The organism is Dysosmobacter sp. HCP28S3_G4, from assembly GCF_052065175.1.
In the GTDB taxonomy this organism is placed as follows: Bacteria; Bacillota; Clostridia; order Oscillospirales; family Oscillospiraceae; genus Oscillibacter.
This window is the reverse complement of the sequence record NZ_JBQHUP010000054.1, coordinates 1-15,041: the sequence shown is the minus strand read 5'-3', so window position 1 is coordinate 15,041 and position 15,041 is coordinate 1. Positions and strand designations below refer to the sequence as shown.

The window sequence follows — 15,041 nt, the reverse complement described above, 5'->3', positions numbered from 1 at the left end:
TCCTTTTTGCGCCTGACTGCGGTTGGGCTCTGGACTACGATTTTGACCTCGGCGAGCTGGTCATTTTTCCGAGATTTCCAAATGTTCCAGCCATTCAGTAGACCCTAATTACGCCCTCCGCTTCTGCCACACAATGTCATACCCCAGCGCATCCGCCAGCTCCACCGCTTCGCCATAGCGGAGCGAACCACGCTTGAGTTTGCCGGAGAGATTGGGAACGCTGCGGCTCCAGCCGTATTCATCGGAGAGGTAGTCCACCACCTCGGTCATGGTCATGCCGGTGCGGACGATGTAGGACTTGATCTCATTGCGATAGGTTTCAGATTTTCTCATATTCAAATGTTCCTCCTGTTTTTTCGATGCGCTCTATGGTAAAATGGGTTTATCAAATCGTGACACCCGTTTGCCATAGGGCGCTGATTTTTGATGTACGGCTTTTCACTGGAAATACCGCCGATGATACGTTGATCACGGGTAGCACCCTCAGCTTTTGCCGTTTGATGTGTCTTTGTGTGAAACGGCGAAATATCATGTTGAACGACAAACGTCGTTCACTGCTGAATAGCGCTCTATTCCGTGCATATAACCGCACAGAGCGGAAAACTATTTCGCTGTTTTCACTTACTTTGATTTTGCCGCTCTTTCCGAACGTCGTTCCTGCCCGGAGGATTGCTCCCGGCGTTTCGTCCCCGTTGGTACGCTTCGTCGTCACAAGCTGCATATCGCTCGCTTCCGTGTAAAACACGAAAGCTCGTTCATTTCGCTGCTCCTCCTCTTCCCACAAAAGCCTTCGCTTTTGTGGGAGCCCTGTGCCGCGGTCATGGCGGCTACTTCGCTGGGGGACATATCCCGTTCGGACGGTCATGCAATTTTCAAGGTTCAGGTGCGATTGCAAGACCATTTTAGCGAAAAATATAGCCCTCTCCCGTATATCCAAGAGGTCGGAAAACGCGCCGAAAAATGCAAATTTCCACGCTTATGGACAAGACCGGAAAGGGCAGAAATTTGAAGGGAGGACGCCGCTATGCAGCCAAAACTCACCATTCAGGAACGGCTCAAAGACCTGCGCGTAGAGCGTGGTCTGACGCTGGAACAGCTTTCTGCGAAAACAGGCATTTCAAAATCCGCGCTGGGAAAATACGAAGCCGACGATTTCAAGGACATCAGCCCATTCAGCATGGTGGAGCTGGCAAAGTTCTACAGCGTGTCCACCGATTACCTGCTGGGGCTGACAGAGCAAAAAAATCACCCAAACACAGAGCTGGACGCCCTGCATTTGGGTGATGATGCAATCGAAGTATTGAGAACGGGCAAGTTCAACCACCGGCTGCTGTCGGAGTTGATCTGCCACAAGGATTTCCTGCGTTTCATGCTGGACGCCGAGATTTACGTTGACCGGATCGCGGATATGCGGATCAATGATATGAACGCCGTGCTGGAAGCGGTTCGACAAATGGCGTTGATGAAGAACGGCGGCGAGGAAAATGATCTGCATCTGCGGACGCTGAAAGTGGCGCAGATTCGGGAAGATGAATATTTCGGAAGCTTGATTGCGGATGACCTGAAAGGTATTCTCCGTGATATTCGGAATGAACACCGCCCCGACACCATGACGGCAGATGAAACATCCCTCGCCGCAACCATGCGGGGTCAGTTGCAGGATGCAATGAACTTTGAGGGCAGTTCCGAGGAAAAGCAAGTCCGTTCATTTCTTGCCACATTCGGTATTGATTATGACAAGCTCACCAAAGAGCAATTCGTCACGCTGATTGAAATACTCAAGCTGTCCAAGTACATGAAAAGTCCCATCAGCCAGCGTGGAAAAACGACCATGACCCACGGCAAGGGAAAACGGAAACGAAAATAAGTAAAATCGGCACCTGCTTTTTCAGGCAGGTGCCGATTTCTGTTACCCTATAATGCGCTCGAATTTTTGGCGTAAGTGGCGTAAGTTTGGCGTAAATCCACTTTTCCGCATCCAAAAAATCAAGCAATTTCAAGGCTTTGCGGTGCCTCTTAGTACATGCCGCCCATGTCGGGGTTGGCGGGAGCAACGGGCGCGGGGGGCTCGGGCTTGTCGGCCACCAGAGACTCGGTGGTCAGCACCATGGCAGCCACGGAGGAGGCGTTCTCCAGAGCGCTGCGGGTCACCTTGGCGGGATCGATGATGCCGGAGGCGACCATGTCGCAGTACTCCTCCTTGTAGGCGTCGAAGCCGTAGCCGTTCTTGCCGGAATTCCGGACCTTCTCCAGGATCACGGAGCCGTCCAGGCCGGCGTTGGCGGCGATCTGGCGGATGGGGGCCTCCAGGGCCTTGGCGATGATGCGGACGCCGGTCTTCTCGTCGCCCTCAACAGTGGGGATCAGGGCCTCCACTGCGGGGATGACGTTGACGAAGATGGTGCCGCCGCCGGCGACCACGCCTTCCTCAACGGCGGCGCGAGTGGCGTTCAGGGCGTCCTCAATGCGGAGCTTCTTCTCCTTCATCTCGGTCTCGGTAGCGGCGCCGACCTTGATGACGGCAACACCGCCGGCCAGCTTGGCCAGACGCTCCTGCAGCTTCTCCTTGTCGTAATCGCTGGTGGTGACGGCAATCTGAGAGCGGATCTGGGCGATGCGGTCCTTGATGGCCTGGGAGTCGCCGGCACCGTCCACGATGGTGGTGTTCTCCTTGGTGACCTTCACCTGACGGGCGCGGCCCAGCATGTCGATGGTGGCGCTCTTCAGCTCCAGACCCACTTCCTCGCTGATGACGGTGCCGCCGGTCAGGGTGGCGATATCCTGCAGCATCTCCTTGCGGCGGTCGCCGAAGCCGGGAGCCTTGACGGCAACCACGTTCAGGGTGCCACGCAGACGGTTGACGATCAGGGTGCTGAGAGCCTCGCCCTCCACATCCTCGGCGATGATCAGCAGCTTCTTGCCGGACTGGACGATCTGCTGCAGCACATCCAGGATGTCGCTGATGACGGAGATCTTCTTGTCGGTGATGAGGATATAGGCGTCGTCCAGGACGGCCTCCATCTTGTCGGTGTCAGTGACCATATAGGGGGTGATATAGCCGCGGTCGAACTGCATGCCCTCCACCACGTCGCTGTAGGTCTCGGCGGTCTTGGACTCCTCGATGGTGATGACGCCGTCGGCGGTGACCTTCTCCATGGCCTCGGCGATCAGCTTGCCGATCTCCTCGTCGCCGGAGGAGACGGCGCCGACGCGGGCGATGTCCTTGGAGCCGTCCACGGTCTTGGCCTGCTTCTTGACTTCCTCAACAGCGGCGGTGACGGCCTTGGCCATGCCCTTCTTCACAACGATGGGATTGGCGCCGGCGGCCAGGTTCCGCAGGCCCTCCTGGATCATGGCCTGGGCCAGCAGAGTGGCGGTGGTGGTGCCGTCGCCGGCAACGTCGTTGGTCTTGGTGGAGACTTCCTTCACCAGCTGAGCGCCCATGTTCTCAAAGGGATCATCCAGCTCGATCTCCTTGGCGATGGTGACGCCGTCGTTGGTGATCAGGGGAGCGCCGTACTTCTTGTCCAGCACCACATTGCGGCCCTTGGGACCCAGGGTGACCTTAACGGTATCGGCCAGGGTATCCACACCGGCCTGCAGAGCCTTGCGGGCCTCATCGCCGCGCTTGATCAGTTTAGACATGATAGATTACCTCCAATATAGAAGATGTTGATTTGACAAATGGATCGGCCCGGTTTTCATCCCCAAAAAGGGAGGGGCCAGGGAACCGCAGGTTCCCGGTTCTTTTGCCCAGCGGGCAAAAGAATCCGTCGGAATCATTTTTCCGGCGGCGTGTACGTCGGAAAAATACCGAGACTCGTGCGCCCCTGGGGCGCACACACCAGTGACCGATGTCACTGGTGGTGGGGGAGTTCGAGGGGGAGCTTGCTCCCCTTCGAATTAGTCCACGATGGCCAGGATATCGTGCTGCCGCACGACCACGTACTCCACGTCCTCCAGGGTGACCTTGGTGCCGGCGTACTTGTCGGTGATGACCTTGTCACCGGCCTTGACGGTCATGACAACGTCTTTGCCGTCCACAACGCCGCCGGGGCCGACGGAGATGACTTCCGCCACGGTGGGCTTTTCCTTGGCGGCGCCGGTGAGGATGATGCCGCCCTTGGTGGTCTCCTCGGGCTCGACCATTTTCAGAATGACACGATCAGCAAGCGGAGTGAGTTTCATGGGAATGTGCCTCCTTATAAAATAAAAAATTTTGAAAAAACAAATTCAGCGTTAGCACTCAACTCTTTCGAGTGCTAACGCTGTTATATTACCCCAACGTGTTTCGTTTGTAAAGGGGGTAAGTCAAGAAATTCTGTGAAGAATTTGTGAATAGTGGAAAATGCTCAGAGTTGACAAGTCTCCGGCATGGGGCGGGCGGTGGCGTTGGGATCACAGCCCCTGGGGCCGAAGAAATTCAGCCGTTTGTCCGACAGACGGAGCCGGACTTCCTGGGAGCGGAAGATCTCTCCGTCCAGGCAGGTGACGATGGCGCCGCCGTCGGAATGGATCCGGATCTCCCGGGCTGTGGAGACCTGGATCAGCTCCTGGGGAAGACTGCGGTATTCTCCGGCGGAGTAGGGGCCGAACAGCCGGGCAAAGGTCAGACGGCCGACCTTTTTCACCAGGACGGTGTGCAGGACGCCGTCGTCCATCCGGGCCTCCGGCACCGGCATGGAGCCGCCGCCATAGTACCGACCGTTACAGACGGAGACCAGGGCGAAATCGTCCTCCAGCGTCTCACCGTCCAGCGTCACCCGCCAGTGCTGGCTGATGCCCTTGAACAGGACGTTGACCGCTGCCGCCGTCAGATAGCTGCGCCGGCCGTTCAGCAGGGGAAAGCCGCTGTAGGTGTGGACGTCCGCCGCCACCCGGGCGTCCAGGCCGCTGCAGGCGATGGTGAGGCAGCAGCGGCCATTGCAGTCGATGAGGTCAAGGGAGAACACTTCTCCGTCCCACAGATTTTCCGCGTCGGCGAACTTACCGGCGTCCGCGCCGAAGTTTTTCAGAAAGTCGTTGCCGGTGCCGGTGGGGACGCAGGTCATGGCGGCGTTGGCAAAACCGGCGATGCCGTTGGCCACTTCGGAGATGGTGCCGTCGCCGCCGCAGGCGTAAAAGCGGAGGGCTTCGCCGGTCTCCGCCAGACGCCGGGCCATGTCTTCGGCGCCGCCGGGACGCTCTGTCAGCATACAGACGCAGTCCAGCCCGCGGCGTGCCCGAAGACGGTTTGCCATGGCGTAGATGCGGGCGGTCTGATCCCGCTTTCCCGCCCTGGGATTGATGATAAAAACGTGACGCAAGGGCGACACCTCATTTCCGGACAGGATCGGCGGCGGAGAAACAGCCGTCTTCGATGAGACGCTCCAGGCTTATCTTCCGTACAGGAACGCGTCGCACTTGATCATACCGTTGTACAGCTTCCGCTTTTTGTCCGCCGGACGGCCGAAGCAGCGCTCAAACTCCGTGTGGGAGCTGAGGACCACCACCCGCCACTTGGGCGGCAGATCCCGGAGAGCGGCGCCGAAGGAGCGGTAGACGGCCTCCGCCTCCTGCTTCTCCAGCAGGCGCTCGCCGTAGGGGGGATTGCACACCAGCTGGCCGTACTCGCTGTCCCGATGGAACTGTCCGGCGTCCGCCACTTCAAAGCGGACGCAGTCCTCCACCCCTGCCAGCTCCGCGTTGTGGCGGGCCAGCTCCACCGCGGCGGGATCGATGTCCCCGCCCCAGATGTCGTAGCGGCCGTGGAACTCCTTGTCCATAGCCTCATCGGCGGCCTGGGACCAGATCGCGGAGGGCAGGTTCTTCCAACGCTGGGCGGCGAACCGCCGGTCCAGGCCCGGGGCCCGGTTCTTGGCGATGAGGGCCGCCTCGATGGGAATGGTGCCGCTGCCGCAGAAGGGGTCACAGAAGGGGTCCTTTCCCCGGTAGCGGGACAGGGTCACCAGCGCCGCCGCCAGGGTCTCCCGCAGGGGCGCGCCCATGTTCTGGGCCCGGTAGCCCCGCTTGTACAGGCCCTCGCCGGAGGTATCCAGATACAGGGAGGCCTGGTCCTTGATGATGGCGAACTGGAGCTGATAGCGGCTGCCGGTCTCCGGCAGGGTCTCGCAGCCGTAGGCGGTGCCCAGCCGCCGGGCGGCGGCCTTCTTCACGATAGCCTGGCAGGCGGGGACGGAGTGGAGGGTGGAGTTCAGGGAGTAGCCCTTCACCGGGAACTCGCCGTCCCTGGGGATATAATCCTCCCAGGGCAGGGCCCGGACGCCCTCAAACAGCTGGTCGAAGGTGGCGGCGGGGAAGGAGCCCAGCTCCATCAGCACCCGGGCGCCGCAGCGGAGATTGATATTCAGCCGGGCGATGTCCGCCGCCGTGCCATTACAGTGGACGCGGCCGTTTTCCGCCCGGACATTCTGCATATTCAGCCGGCGCAGCTCGTCGGCCACCAGGGACTCCAGTCCCAGAAGACAGGGAACGGTCAGGATCATGGACAGTTCCTCCTTTTTCAGGATTGCGGCAGTTTTTTACCGGCCCAGTATACCAGAAAGCGCCGCCGGATGCAATCCCGGAGGGGCGTCCGGTATTGTAACCAAAATGAAATGTTTTTTACAGACGGGTTATGATATCATCGGTACAGATAAACGGAGTAAAGGAGGTTTCCCATGAATTACATGGTCTGGGGCTGGCTGGCCGCGGTGGTGGGCTTCGGCGTTCTGGAGGCGGTGACGGCGGGACTGGTGTCCATCTGGTTCGTCTGCGGCGCCGTGGCGGCTCTCATCGCGGCGGCCTGCGTGCTGCCCTTCTGGGTGCAGATGATCCTGTTCATCGCGGTGTCGGGGGCGGCGCTGATCCTGACCCGTCCGCTGGTGAAAAAGCTGACCGCCGGAAAGATCGTCCCCACCAACGCCGACCGGGTGCTGGGACAGACCGGAAAGGTCACGGAGACCATCGACAATGAGAGCGCCGCCGGGGCTGTCTATGTGGACGGCAAGACCTGGACGGCCCGCAGCGCCGACGGCACAGTGATCCCGGCGGGAAGCCGGGTCGTGGTGGAATCCATGGAGGGCGTGAAGCTCTTCGTGAAATTATCAGAAAAGACGGAGGTAGTATCATGCTGAAAATCGTCATCATCGTCCTGATCGTGCTGGCCCTGCTGCTTCTGGCCAGCTGTATCACCATCGTGCAGCAGTCCCGGGCCTACGTGGTGGAGCTGCTGGGCGCGTTTCATGCGGTCTGGAACGTGGGCTTTCATGTGAAGATCCCCGTGGTCATGCGGGTGGCCAAGAAGGTGTCCCTGAAGGAGCAGGTGGCGGATTTTGCCCCCCAGCCCGTCATCACCAAGGACAACGTCACCATGCAGATCGACACCGTCATCTACTTCCAGATCACGGACCCCAAGCTGTATACCTACGGTGTGGAGCATCCCATGAACGCCATTGAGAATCTCACAGCCACCACCCTGCGGAACATCATCGGCGACATGGAGCTGGACCAGTCCCTCACCTCCCGTGACACCATCAACACCCGGATGCGGGCCATCCTGGACGAGGCCACGGACCCCTGGGGCATCAAGGTCAACCGGGTGGAGCTGAAGAACATCATCCCGCCCAAGGAGATCCAGAACGCCATGGAGAAGCAGATGAAGGCGGAGCGGGAGCGCCGGGAGTCCATCCTCCAGGCCGAGGGCCAGAAGCAGTCCCAGATCCTGGTGGCTGAGGGCGAGAAGCAGTCCGCCATCCTGCGGGCCGACGCGGAGAAGCAGGCGGCCATCCTGAAGGCCGAGGGCGAGAAGGAGGCCCGCATCATGGCCGCCGAGGCGGAGGCCCAGGCCATCATGCAGGTGCAGAAGGCCCTGGCCGACTCCCTGAAGCTGCTGAACGAGGCAGCCCCCAACGACCAGGTGGTGAAGCTGAAGGCCCTGGAGGCCATGCAGAAGGTGGCGGACGGCAAGGCCACGAAGATCATCATTCCCAGCGAGCTGCAGGGCCTGGCGGGCCTGGCGGCCAGCGCCAAGGCGGTGTTCGGCAGCGAGGACCCCAAGGCGGAGTAACGAAACAGCGTGCGATCCCCTCTGCGGCAGCGCACCCCCCTGCCGCGGAGGAAACAAAAGAGACCCGGCCACCGGAAGATCAATTCCGGTGGCCGGGATTTTTCGTGGGGGATTACAGCAGATTGTAGAGGATCTTGGCCATCTGGCCCCGGGTGATGTTGGCGTTGGGCTTGAAGGAGCCGTCCTCATAGCCGCTGAGGACGCCCTGGGCCACCATGGTCCGGATGTACCCGGCGGCGTAGGCGGGAATGGAGCCTGTGTCGGAGAAGGTCAGCTCCGCGGAGGCGTAGCCCTTCTCCTGGGTGCGGCCGATCATGGCGGCGGCCTGGGCACGGGTCAGGGAACTCTCTGGATCCATGTACAGCTTTCCGTTCCGCTCCGTGCCGCCGATGACACCCAGGGTGTACAGGGCCTTGATGGCGGTGAGGGCGTAGTCGCCAATCCTGTTCAGATCCGCGAAGGGCAGCTCCACGTCCTCATACCGGCTGCCGTCCAGTCCCAGATAGCGGAACAGCATCACGGCGAACTGCTGGCGGGAGATGTTCTGGCCGGGACGGAAGGTGCCGTCCTGGTAGCCGGTGGTGATGCCGGCGTTGTACAGGAAATCCACGTAGTCTGCGGCCCAGTAGCCCTCGATATCGGTGAATTTGTGGCCCACGCCGCTGGGACCCACGTCCACGGAGGCCCGGCCGATGTTGCCGGAGGCGTCTTTGGCGGTAATGGTGAGGCGGATGGCCTCATGGTCGCCGCTGAGATCGGGCAGGGACACCGTCACCTGGCCGGAGGCGGCGTCGTAGCGGAAGCTGACGTCCTGGCCGTTCTGCCGGACTGTGACGGCGGACCGGGGCAGGACGCCGTCCACGGCGTCGGATACCATGGCGGTGACGATGCCGGTCTCGCTGTCCAGCGCGGCGGAGATGACGGGGACCTCCTGGTCCACCATGCCGCTGTAGGAGGCCGTCAGCTGGTCCAGATACAGGGTGCCGGAGGACACGGGATAGGTGAGGATCTGGTCGCCGAACGCATCCAGCTCCAGCTCCGGCGCGCCGGTGATCTGGAAGCCGGTGACGGCGGCGGTGCCGGCGGGCAGGGCCACGAAGACCATGCGCCAGCCGGTGAAGCCCAGGACCGCCGCGTCTTTGGCGGAGACAGTGGTGCCGTCGGATGTCAGCAGGGACAGCGTGGCGCCGGAGCCGTCGCCGTATACCCACAGGTTCAGCTGGGTATAGGCGGCGCCGACGGAGCAGGGCTTCTCAAAGACGGCGGAGGCCATGCCTGTGTCGTCCAGGGTAAAGTCCAGCTTTCCGGACTGACGGCCCATCTGCACATAGGCGGGGGCGGTGTTGGCGGTGAGGGACGCGCCGTAGCTGTAGGAGGTCAGGGCGGGGACGCCGCTTTCAAAGTCCTCCACCGTGTTCAGCGCGATCCTGGTGACGGTGACGGGGATGGAGACGCTCTTTCCGCCGGCGGACACCGTCAGGGTGCCGGAGCCGGGAGCGGAGGCGGTGATGGTGCCGGCGGCGTCCACCGTGCCGATATTGCCGTCCAGCGTCCAGGTGAAGGCCTCCGGGTCCGCCTGGAGAGTCAGGTGGTTATAGACGGCGCTGGCCGTCAGCTTCAGGCTGCTGCCGGGGGTCATGGTCAGGGAGCTGAGGGCTGTGGAGCCGTTTTTCACGGAGATGGAGTCCGGTGTGGCGATGGCGTGGACCACGGTGGAGCCGCTCTTGCTGCCGCTGGAGGCGGTGACGGTGATCTCGCCGCCGGAGGCCGGGGTGGTGAGGACGTTGTCCTTCAGCGTGCCGCCGTCAGTGGTCAGCTTGTAGGTGTGGGCCATGGGGATATAATTGGTGTCCACCGGGGAGACGGACACCGTCACCTTGCTGCCCGCCAACACATAGCGGCTGTCAGGGGACACATAGAAGTGGTCCAGCTTGCCGGTGGGATCGTTGTCCGCCACCAGGAACAGATGATTGGACACCGCCCGCAGGCCGCCGTCGGAGGGACTGTTGACCACGGCGGACCGGGTGCTGTCCGGCTTGGTGACGGTGAGGGTGGTGGAGCCGCCGCCATCCAGGCACAGGGCGGTGACGCAGCCCAGCTCCGCCAGACGGGCCGCCACCTGGTTCAGCGTGGCGCCGATGGACAGGCCGGACTGCCGTCCGTCGATGGTGTAGAACACCAGGGTGCCGTCGGCCTTCTGGCCCACGGCGGTGCGGGGATGGGCGCCGGTGGGCAGGCCGGAGACCACGGAGCCGTTCTCCAGCAGGGAGTACAGGGCGCCGATGGCGCACTCCACGTCGTTCCACGATTCATCGGCGGCGGTGAGGGACACGGTGATGGTGCCGCCCACGGGCACGTCGGAGAGCAGGCCCACAAAGTAGCTGCCCACCTGATTGTTGACGGAGATGACCACCTGATCCGGATTCATGGCGGTGGCGCCGGTGGCCTGGATGACCTCGTCCACCCGCAGCGTCAGGGTGCCGCCGATGGACAGGGAGCCGTCCTCAATGGTGCAGAGCACGTCCACGCCGGGCATGGCGTTGCCGGTGGTGTGGCGGTCGTTGAAGTCGTATGTAAAGAGGAAGATGCCGCTGGTGGAGGAGCGGACCTTGTTGATACCGGCGATGTTCACCACCACTTCGGTGCCGTAGCCCACGGAGTCATAGGTCTGGTAGCCCAGATCCGCCTTGACGCTGAGGCCGGGTTTTCCCAAAACGGCGCTGCCGTCCTCCCGGAAGCCGATGGCGTAGCAGCCGCCGTCGGAGGAGCGGACCTGACCGTCGGTCATCACCAGACCCACGGGGGCGCCGTTGCCGGTGTCGTAGAAGTCGCCGTTGATGCCGGCCACCACCCGGTAGCCCTGGGCCTCCAGCTCCTTGGCCATGCTGTCCACCGTGGTGCGGCTGGTGAGGGCGGAGCCGTAGGTGATCACGGGGGTGACGGAGCTGTTGGGGGAATAGGTGATGAGGTTCTCCTGCCGCAGGTCGGAGTAAGTGGTGCTCCAGAACACATTGGTGGACAGGGTGGTGGACTCATGGACCAGGGTGTCCTCCCGGGACAGATCCTCCCCCAGCGCCTGGGACGCCGCGGCGGGCACCGCCAGAAGCGACGCCGTCAGCGCGGCGGATAGGAACAGGGACGTTGCTTTGCAAAGAAATTTGTTCATGACTGCCTCCAATACGGGATCGTGTGCGGTATACATAACTTTGCTAAGGATAGCACACTCGCCCAGGCAAGTAAATAACAAAATGTTAACAAAAAGCCGCCCTCCGTCCCGTTACCGATGCTCCTCCGGACGGCGCAGGAGGGTGAAACGGTTCTTCCGGAAATCCAGCAGCCCCTCCCGCCGGAGCTTCCCCAGCTCCGCGGACATGGCGCTGCGGTCCACCGCCAGATAGTCCGCCAGCTGCTGGCGGTCAAAGGGGATGGTGAAGGTACTGCCCTGCCGTGCCGCCTCCCGGGACAGGTAGGACAGCAGCTTGTCCCGGGTGGTGCGGCGGGTGACGTGGGACAGCTTTTCGTTCAGCAGCAGATTCTTCCGGGCGGTGGCGGACAGCAGGTTTTCCAGCAGATCCGCGCCGCCGGGGACGCCGGACAGCCGGGAGACCTCCAGGAACAGTACGGCGCCGTCCTCCTCCGCCTGAACGTCCACGCCGGCGGGAACGCCGGCACAGGCGTAGGCCTCCCCGAACAGCTCCCCGGGGGACAGCGGGGCGATGATGTCCCGGTTTCCCCAGAAGTCCTCCCGCAGGATATGGGCCCGCCCGGACAGCAGAATCCCCAGACGGACCGGGGTGTCCCCCTGGCGCAGCAGCCAGCTTCCCCGCCGGAAGTCCTGACGCCGGGCGTCCAGGGCGGACAGCAACTCCGGCAGGTCTTCCGCCGGAACGCCGGAGAACAGGGGACAGCCCATCAGCAGGGCAGTCTCAGAAATTTCCATGGTGTACCTCCTGGTTTCGTTGGAAAAACAACAGACTTTTTGTCCCCAGTATACGATACTGGACACACGAAATCAAACGAAACCGGAGGAATACGAATATGATCAGACGCATCATCCACATCGATCAGGAGAAGTGCAACGGTTGCGGCGCCTGCGCCGCGGCGTGCCATGAGGGGGCCATCGGCATGGTGGACGGCAAGGCCCAACTGCTGCGGGACGACTACTGCGACGGCCTGGGGGACTGCCTGCCCGCCTGCCCTGTGAACGCCATCACCTTCACGGAGCGGGAGGCGGCGGCCTATGACGAGGCCGCCGTGCAGGCGGCCAAGGCGGCCCGGGGTGAACAGGCGTCCGCCTTTACCTGTCCCGGCAGTCGAGCCCAGGCCATCCGGCATCAGGCCCCGCAGCAGGCGGCACCCGCCGGAGAGATGCCCAGCCGCCTGTGCCAGTGGCCGGTGCAGATCAAGCTGGCGCCGGTGAACGCCCCGTACTTCCAGGGCGCCCATCTGCTGGTGGCGGCGGACTGCTCCGCCTACGCTTACGGCAATTTCCATGAGAAATTCATCCGGGGGCGGGTGACGCTCATCGGCTGTCCCAAGCTGGACGGCGTGGACTACAGCGAGAAGCTGACGGCCATTCTGAAGAACAACGACATCCGCAGCGTCACCGTCACCCGGATGGAGGTCCCCTGTTGCGGCGGCATCGAGCAGGCGGTGCGGACCGCCCTTCAGAACTGCGGCAGACTGCTGCCCTGGCAGGTGGTGACGCTGTCCACGGAGGGGGAAATTTTGAGCGGCCTGGTTTGAAATCCGATCCGGCGGGAACAATAGGACAAAGAACCGGATCGGAAAGGAAGGATCGGCATGGCATTCAAGGTGGACCCGGATACCTGCATCGGCTGCGGCCTGTGTACCGGACTGGCCCAGGACGTCTTTGAACTGACGGACGCGGGCGTGGCCACGGTGGTGGAGCAGCCCGGACCGGACCAGGAGGACGAGGCCAGAGAGGCTCTGGCCAGCTGCCCGGTGGCGGCCATCTACGAGGAATAAGCGATCAAACAGCGGAGCGCGGAGACCGGAAAACGGTCTCCGCGCTCTGTCATCATAAAATAGAGGATCACACCACCCGGAAGTCGCCCCGGGCGCGGGCGTCGGTGCGGCGCTGCTTGTCCGCCGCCAAGGCGTCCAGCACGCCGCCGATGATCTGGTTGGACACCAGGAAGCCGCCTGGCGTCAGATGCCAGCTGCCGTCCTCCTCCCGGACGGCGTAGCCCGCCTTCCGGCACTCCTCCAGGAAGGGCAGCAGGCAGTCGAACCGGCGGCGATAGCGGTTCTCAAAGGTTTTGGGCGCGATGCCCCGGACGGTGCGGAGGCCCAGCATCAGATACTCCGTGTCCCGGTCCAGCGGCGGGATGCGCTCGTTCTCCGACAGCATGGGCGTGCCCTCCAGAACGCCCCTGATATAGGTGTCCAGGTCCCGCTCGTAGGCGTAGCGGACGCCGCCGAAATCGGAGTGGGCGCCGGGGCCGAACCCGGCGTACTCCTGGAGGGTCCAGTATTTCAGGTTGTGCCGGGACTCGAAGCCGGGCCGGGCGAAGTTGGAGATCTCGTACTGGAAGAAGCCGTAGTGCCGCAGCGTCTCCACGGTGGAGAGGTACATATCGGCCTGGGCATCGTCGCCGGGAAGGCCGGCGCTGTCCCGCCGGGCATGGAGGGGCGTCCCCTCCTCCACCTTCAGTCCATAGCAGGACAGATGCTGGGGAGCCAGGGCCACGGCAGCCTCCAGATTGGCCTGCCACCGCTCCATGGTCTGGTGGGGCAGGCCGTAGATCAGGTCCAGGGAGAGGTTGTCGATCTTCGCCTTCCGGACGGCGTCCACGGCGGAGCGGACCTGCACCGCGGTGTGGATCCGGCCGATCTCCGCCAGCTCACCGTCGTCGGCGGACTGCATCCCCAGAGAGACGCGGTTGAAGCCCGCCTTCCGCAGCGTCCGCAGCTCCCGCCAGTCCTGGGCGGAGTCGGGATTGGCCTCCAGGGTGATCTCGGCGTGTTTGTCTACATCGTATTTCTTCAGGATGACGGACAGAATCTCCCGCAGGCGCTTGGCCCCCAGATAGGAGGGGGTGCCGCCGCCAAAGTAGATGGTGTCCACCCGGTGGCGCTCCGCCCGGGGGGCCGTCTCCAGCAGATGGGCGGTGACGGCCTTCACGTAGGCGTCCATCCGCTCCTCCGCGTGGGGCAGGGAGTAGAAGTCGCAGTAGACGCATTTGGACTTGCAGAAGGGCACGTGGACATAGATGCCCAGCGGTTTTTTCTCAGGTTTCATAAGCAGCTCCGGTGTTTTCAAGGTGCCCTCTATTCTATCCCGTTTTCCGGCGCTTTGCAACCCCGCATATTTTTTCCGGGAGCCGGAAAAGCTAGGGAAAATCAATGGGAAAAGGAGCAAAGACCCATGGAAATGACGCCCAAGGAATACCAGGAATATGTGAAGAAGATGTCCCCCGACTCGCCGCTGTGGAAGGACATGGCCATGGCCTTTCTCATCGGCGGGCTGATCTGCGTGGTGGGCCAGTTGGTGCAGAACGGCTGGGCCGGACTGGGACTGAACAAGGAGGACGCCGGCAGCGCCACCGCCTGCACCATGGTGTTTCTGTCGGCGCTGCTGACGGGGCTGAACCTCTATAACAAGCTGGCCCGGTTCGGCGGCGCCGGAACACTGGTGCCCATCACCGGCTTCGCCAACGCTGTGGTGTCCCCGGCCATCGACTTCAAGAGCGAGGGCTTCGTCACCGGCATGGCGGCCAAGATGTTCGTCATCGCCGGGCCGGTCATCGTCTTCGGCACCCTGGCCAGCGTCATCTACGGCGTGATCCTGATGCTGTTCGGCCTGGCATAAGGGCCGGACACGGCGCGGAAAAGGTCCCCATGCCATTGGCATGGGGACCTCAGGCTGTCGAAAAAGTCCATAGACTTTTCCGACAGCCTTCACAATGCCTCGCTTTTCTGCCCGCGCAGCGGGCCGAAAAGCTGCCGCTGCGCGGCGCAAACGCCTGCT

The 15,041-nt window shown here is 62.4% G+C and carries 15 protein-coding genes; 6 read left to right on the top strand and 9 right to left on the bottom strand.

The genetic code is table 11. The annotated features are described in order from the left end of the window. Window positions 1-108: 108 nt before the first annotated feature. Together ACTNBU_RS10955 and ACTNBU_RS10950 are read right to left on the bottom strand one after the other, a co-directional pair. Window positions 109-333, bottom strand: a complete 225-nt coding sequence (locus tag ACTNBU_RS10955) for an LLM class flavin-dependent oxidoreductase (RefSeq protein WP_441033911.1) — start codon at window positions 331-333, stop codon at window positions 109-111. A gap of 52 nt (window positions 334-385) precedes the next feature. Then, window positions 386-721: a hypothetical protein gene (locus ACTNBU_RS10950; protein ID WP_441033910.1), complete on the bottom strand. Its 336-nt coding sequence runs from the start codon at window positions 719-721 to the stop codon at window positions 386-388. 303 nt (window positions 722-1,024) lie between these two features. Here ACTNBU_RS10950 and ACTNBU_RS10945 point away from each other — a divergent pair, with 303 nt between their 5' ends. Further along, the gene (locus tag ACTNBU_RS10945) at window positions 1,025-1,867 is read left to right on the top strand and encodes a helix-turn-helix domain-containing protein (protein WP_441033908.1); all 843 of its coding nucleotides are present in this window, start codon (window positions 1,025-1,027) and stop codon (window positions 1,865-1,867) included. Window positions 1,868-2,016: 149 nt separating this feature from the next. On the opposite strand, the gene groL is transcribed toward ACTNBU_RS10945, so the two are convergent. The 4 genes from groL to ACTNBU_RS10925 all read right to left on the bottom strand — a co-directional run bounded on the left by groL (window position 2,017) and on the right by ACTNBU_RS10925 (window position 6,485). Beyond that, window positions 2,017-3,645 (bottom strand): chaperonin GroEL, encoded by a 1,629-nt coding sequence (gene groL / locus ACTNBU_RS10940; RefSeq protein WP_441033907.1) that lies wholly within the window; start codon window positions 3,643-3,645, stop codon window positions 2,017-2,019. A 258-nt stretch (window positions 3,646-3,903) separates the two neighbouring features. Further along, complete coding sequence (locus ACTNBU_RS10935; RefSeq protein WP_441033905.1) at window positions 3,904-4,188, bottom strand: co-chaperone GroES; 285 nt, start codon at window positions 4,186-4,188, stop codon at window positions 3,904-3,906. A gap of 164 nt (window positions 4,189-4,352) precedes the next feature. After that, a complete protein-coding gene (locus tag ACTNBU_RS10930; RefSeq protein WP_441033904.1) occupies window positions 4,353-5,306 on the bottom strand; it encodes a diacylglycerol/lipid kinase family protein in 954 nt (317 codons plus the stop codon). 69 nt (window positions 5,307-5,375) lie between these two features. Beyond that, window positions 5,376-6,485, bottom strand: a complete 1,110-nt coding sequence (locus ACTNBU_RS10925; protein WP_441033902.1) for a THUMP domain-containing class I SAM-dependent RNA methyltransferase — start codon at window positions 6,483-6,485, stop codon at window positions 5,376-5,378. Between the two features lie 174 nt (window positions 6,486-6,659). On the opposite strand from ACTNBU_RS10925, the gene ACTNBU_RS10920 reads away from it, so the two are divergent. Then, complete coding sequence (locus ACTNBU_RS10920; RefSeq protein ID WP_441033900.1) at window positions 6,660-7,115, top strand: NfeD family protein; 456 nt, start codon at window positions 6,660-6,662, stop codon at window positions 7,113-7,115. Next, the gene (locus ACTNBU_RS10915) at window positions 7,109-8,047 is read left to right on the top strand and encodes an SPFH domain-containing protein (protein ID WP_441033899.1); all 939 of its coding nucleotides are present in this window, start codon (window positions 7,109-7,111) and stop codon (window positions 8,045-8,047) included. The genes ACTNBU_RS10920 and ACTNBU_RS10915 overlap by 7 nt, the downstream gene beginning before the upstream one ends. Before the next feature lie 112 nt (window positions 8,048-8,159). Here ACTNBU_RS10915 and ACTNBU_RS10910 read toward each other — a convergent pair whose 3' ends face one another. Both ACTNBU_RS10910 and ACTNBU_RS10905 read right to left on the bottom strand, forming a co-directional pair. Next, window positions 8,160-11,213, bottom strand: coding sequence for an S-layer homology domain-containing protein (locus ACTNBU_RS10910; RefSeq protein ID WP_441033897.1), 3,054 nt, complete (start codon window positions 11,211-11,213; stop codon window positions 8,160-8,162). A 111-nt stretch (window positions 11,214-11,324) separates the two neighbouring features. Next, entirely contained in the window at window positions 11,325-11,987 is a 663-nt protein-coding gene (locus tag ACTNBU_RS10905; RefSeq protein ID WP_441033896.1) for a Crp/Fnr family transcriptional regulator, read from the bottom strand. Between the two features lie 98 nt (window positions 11,988-12,085). On the opposite strand from ACTNBU_RS10905, the gene ACTNBU_RS10900 reads away from it, so the two are divergent. Both ACTNBU_RS10900 and ACTNBU_RS10895 read left to right on the top strand, forming a co-directional pair. After that, window positions 12,086-12,793: a 4Fe-4S dicluster domain-containing protein gene (locus tag ACTNBU_RS10900; protein WP_441033895.1), complete on the top strand. Its 708-nt coding sequence runs from the start codon at window positions 12,086-12,088 to the stop codon at window positions 12,791-12,793. Window positions 12,794-12,850: 57 nt separating this feature from the next. After that, window positions 12,851-13,036, top strand: a complete 186-nt coding sequence (locus ACTNBU_RS10895; protein ID WP_441033893.1) for a ferredoxin — start codon at window positions 12,851-12,853, stop codon at window positions 13,034-13,036. 67 nt (window positions 13,037-13,103) lie between these two features. On the opposite strand, the gene hemW is transcribed toward ACTNBU_RS10895, so the two are convergent. Next, window positions 13,104-14,312, bottom strand: coding sequence for a radical SAM family heme chaperone HemW (gene hemW, locus ACTNBU_RS10890; protein WP_441033891.1), 1,209 nt, complete (start codon window positions 14,310-14,312; stop codon window positions 13,104-13,106). Window positions 14,313-14,438: 126 nt separating this feature from the next. Between hemW and spoVAC the strand changes: the two genes are divergently transcribed. Beyond that, complete coding sequence (gene spoVAC, locus ACTNBU_RS10885) at window positions 14,439-14,882, top strand: stage V sporulation protein AC (protein WP_441033889.1); 444 nt, start codon at window positions 14,439-14,441, stop codon at window positions 14,880-14,882. Window positions 14,883-15,041: the final 159 nt, after the last annotated feature.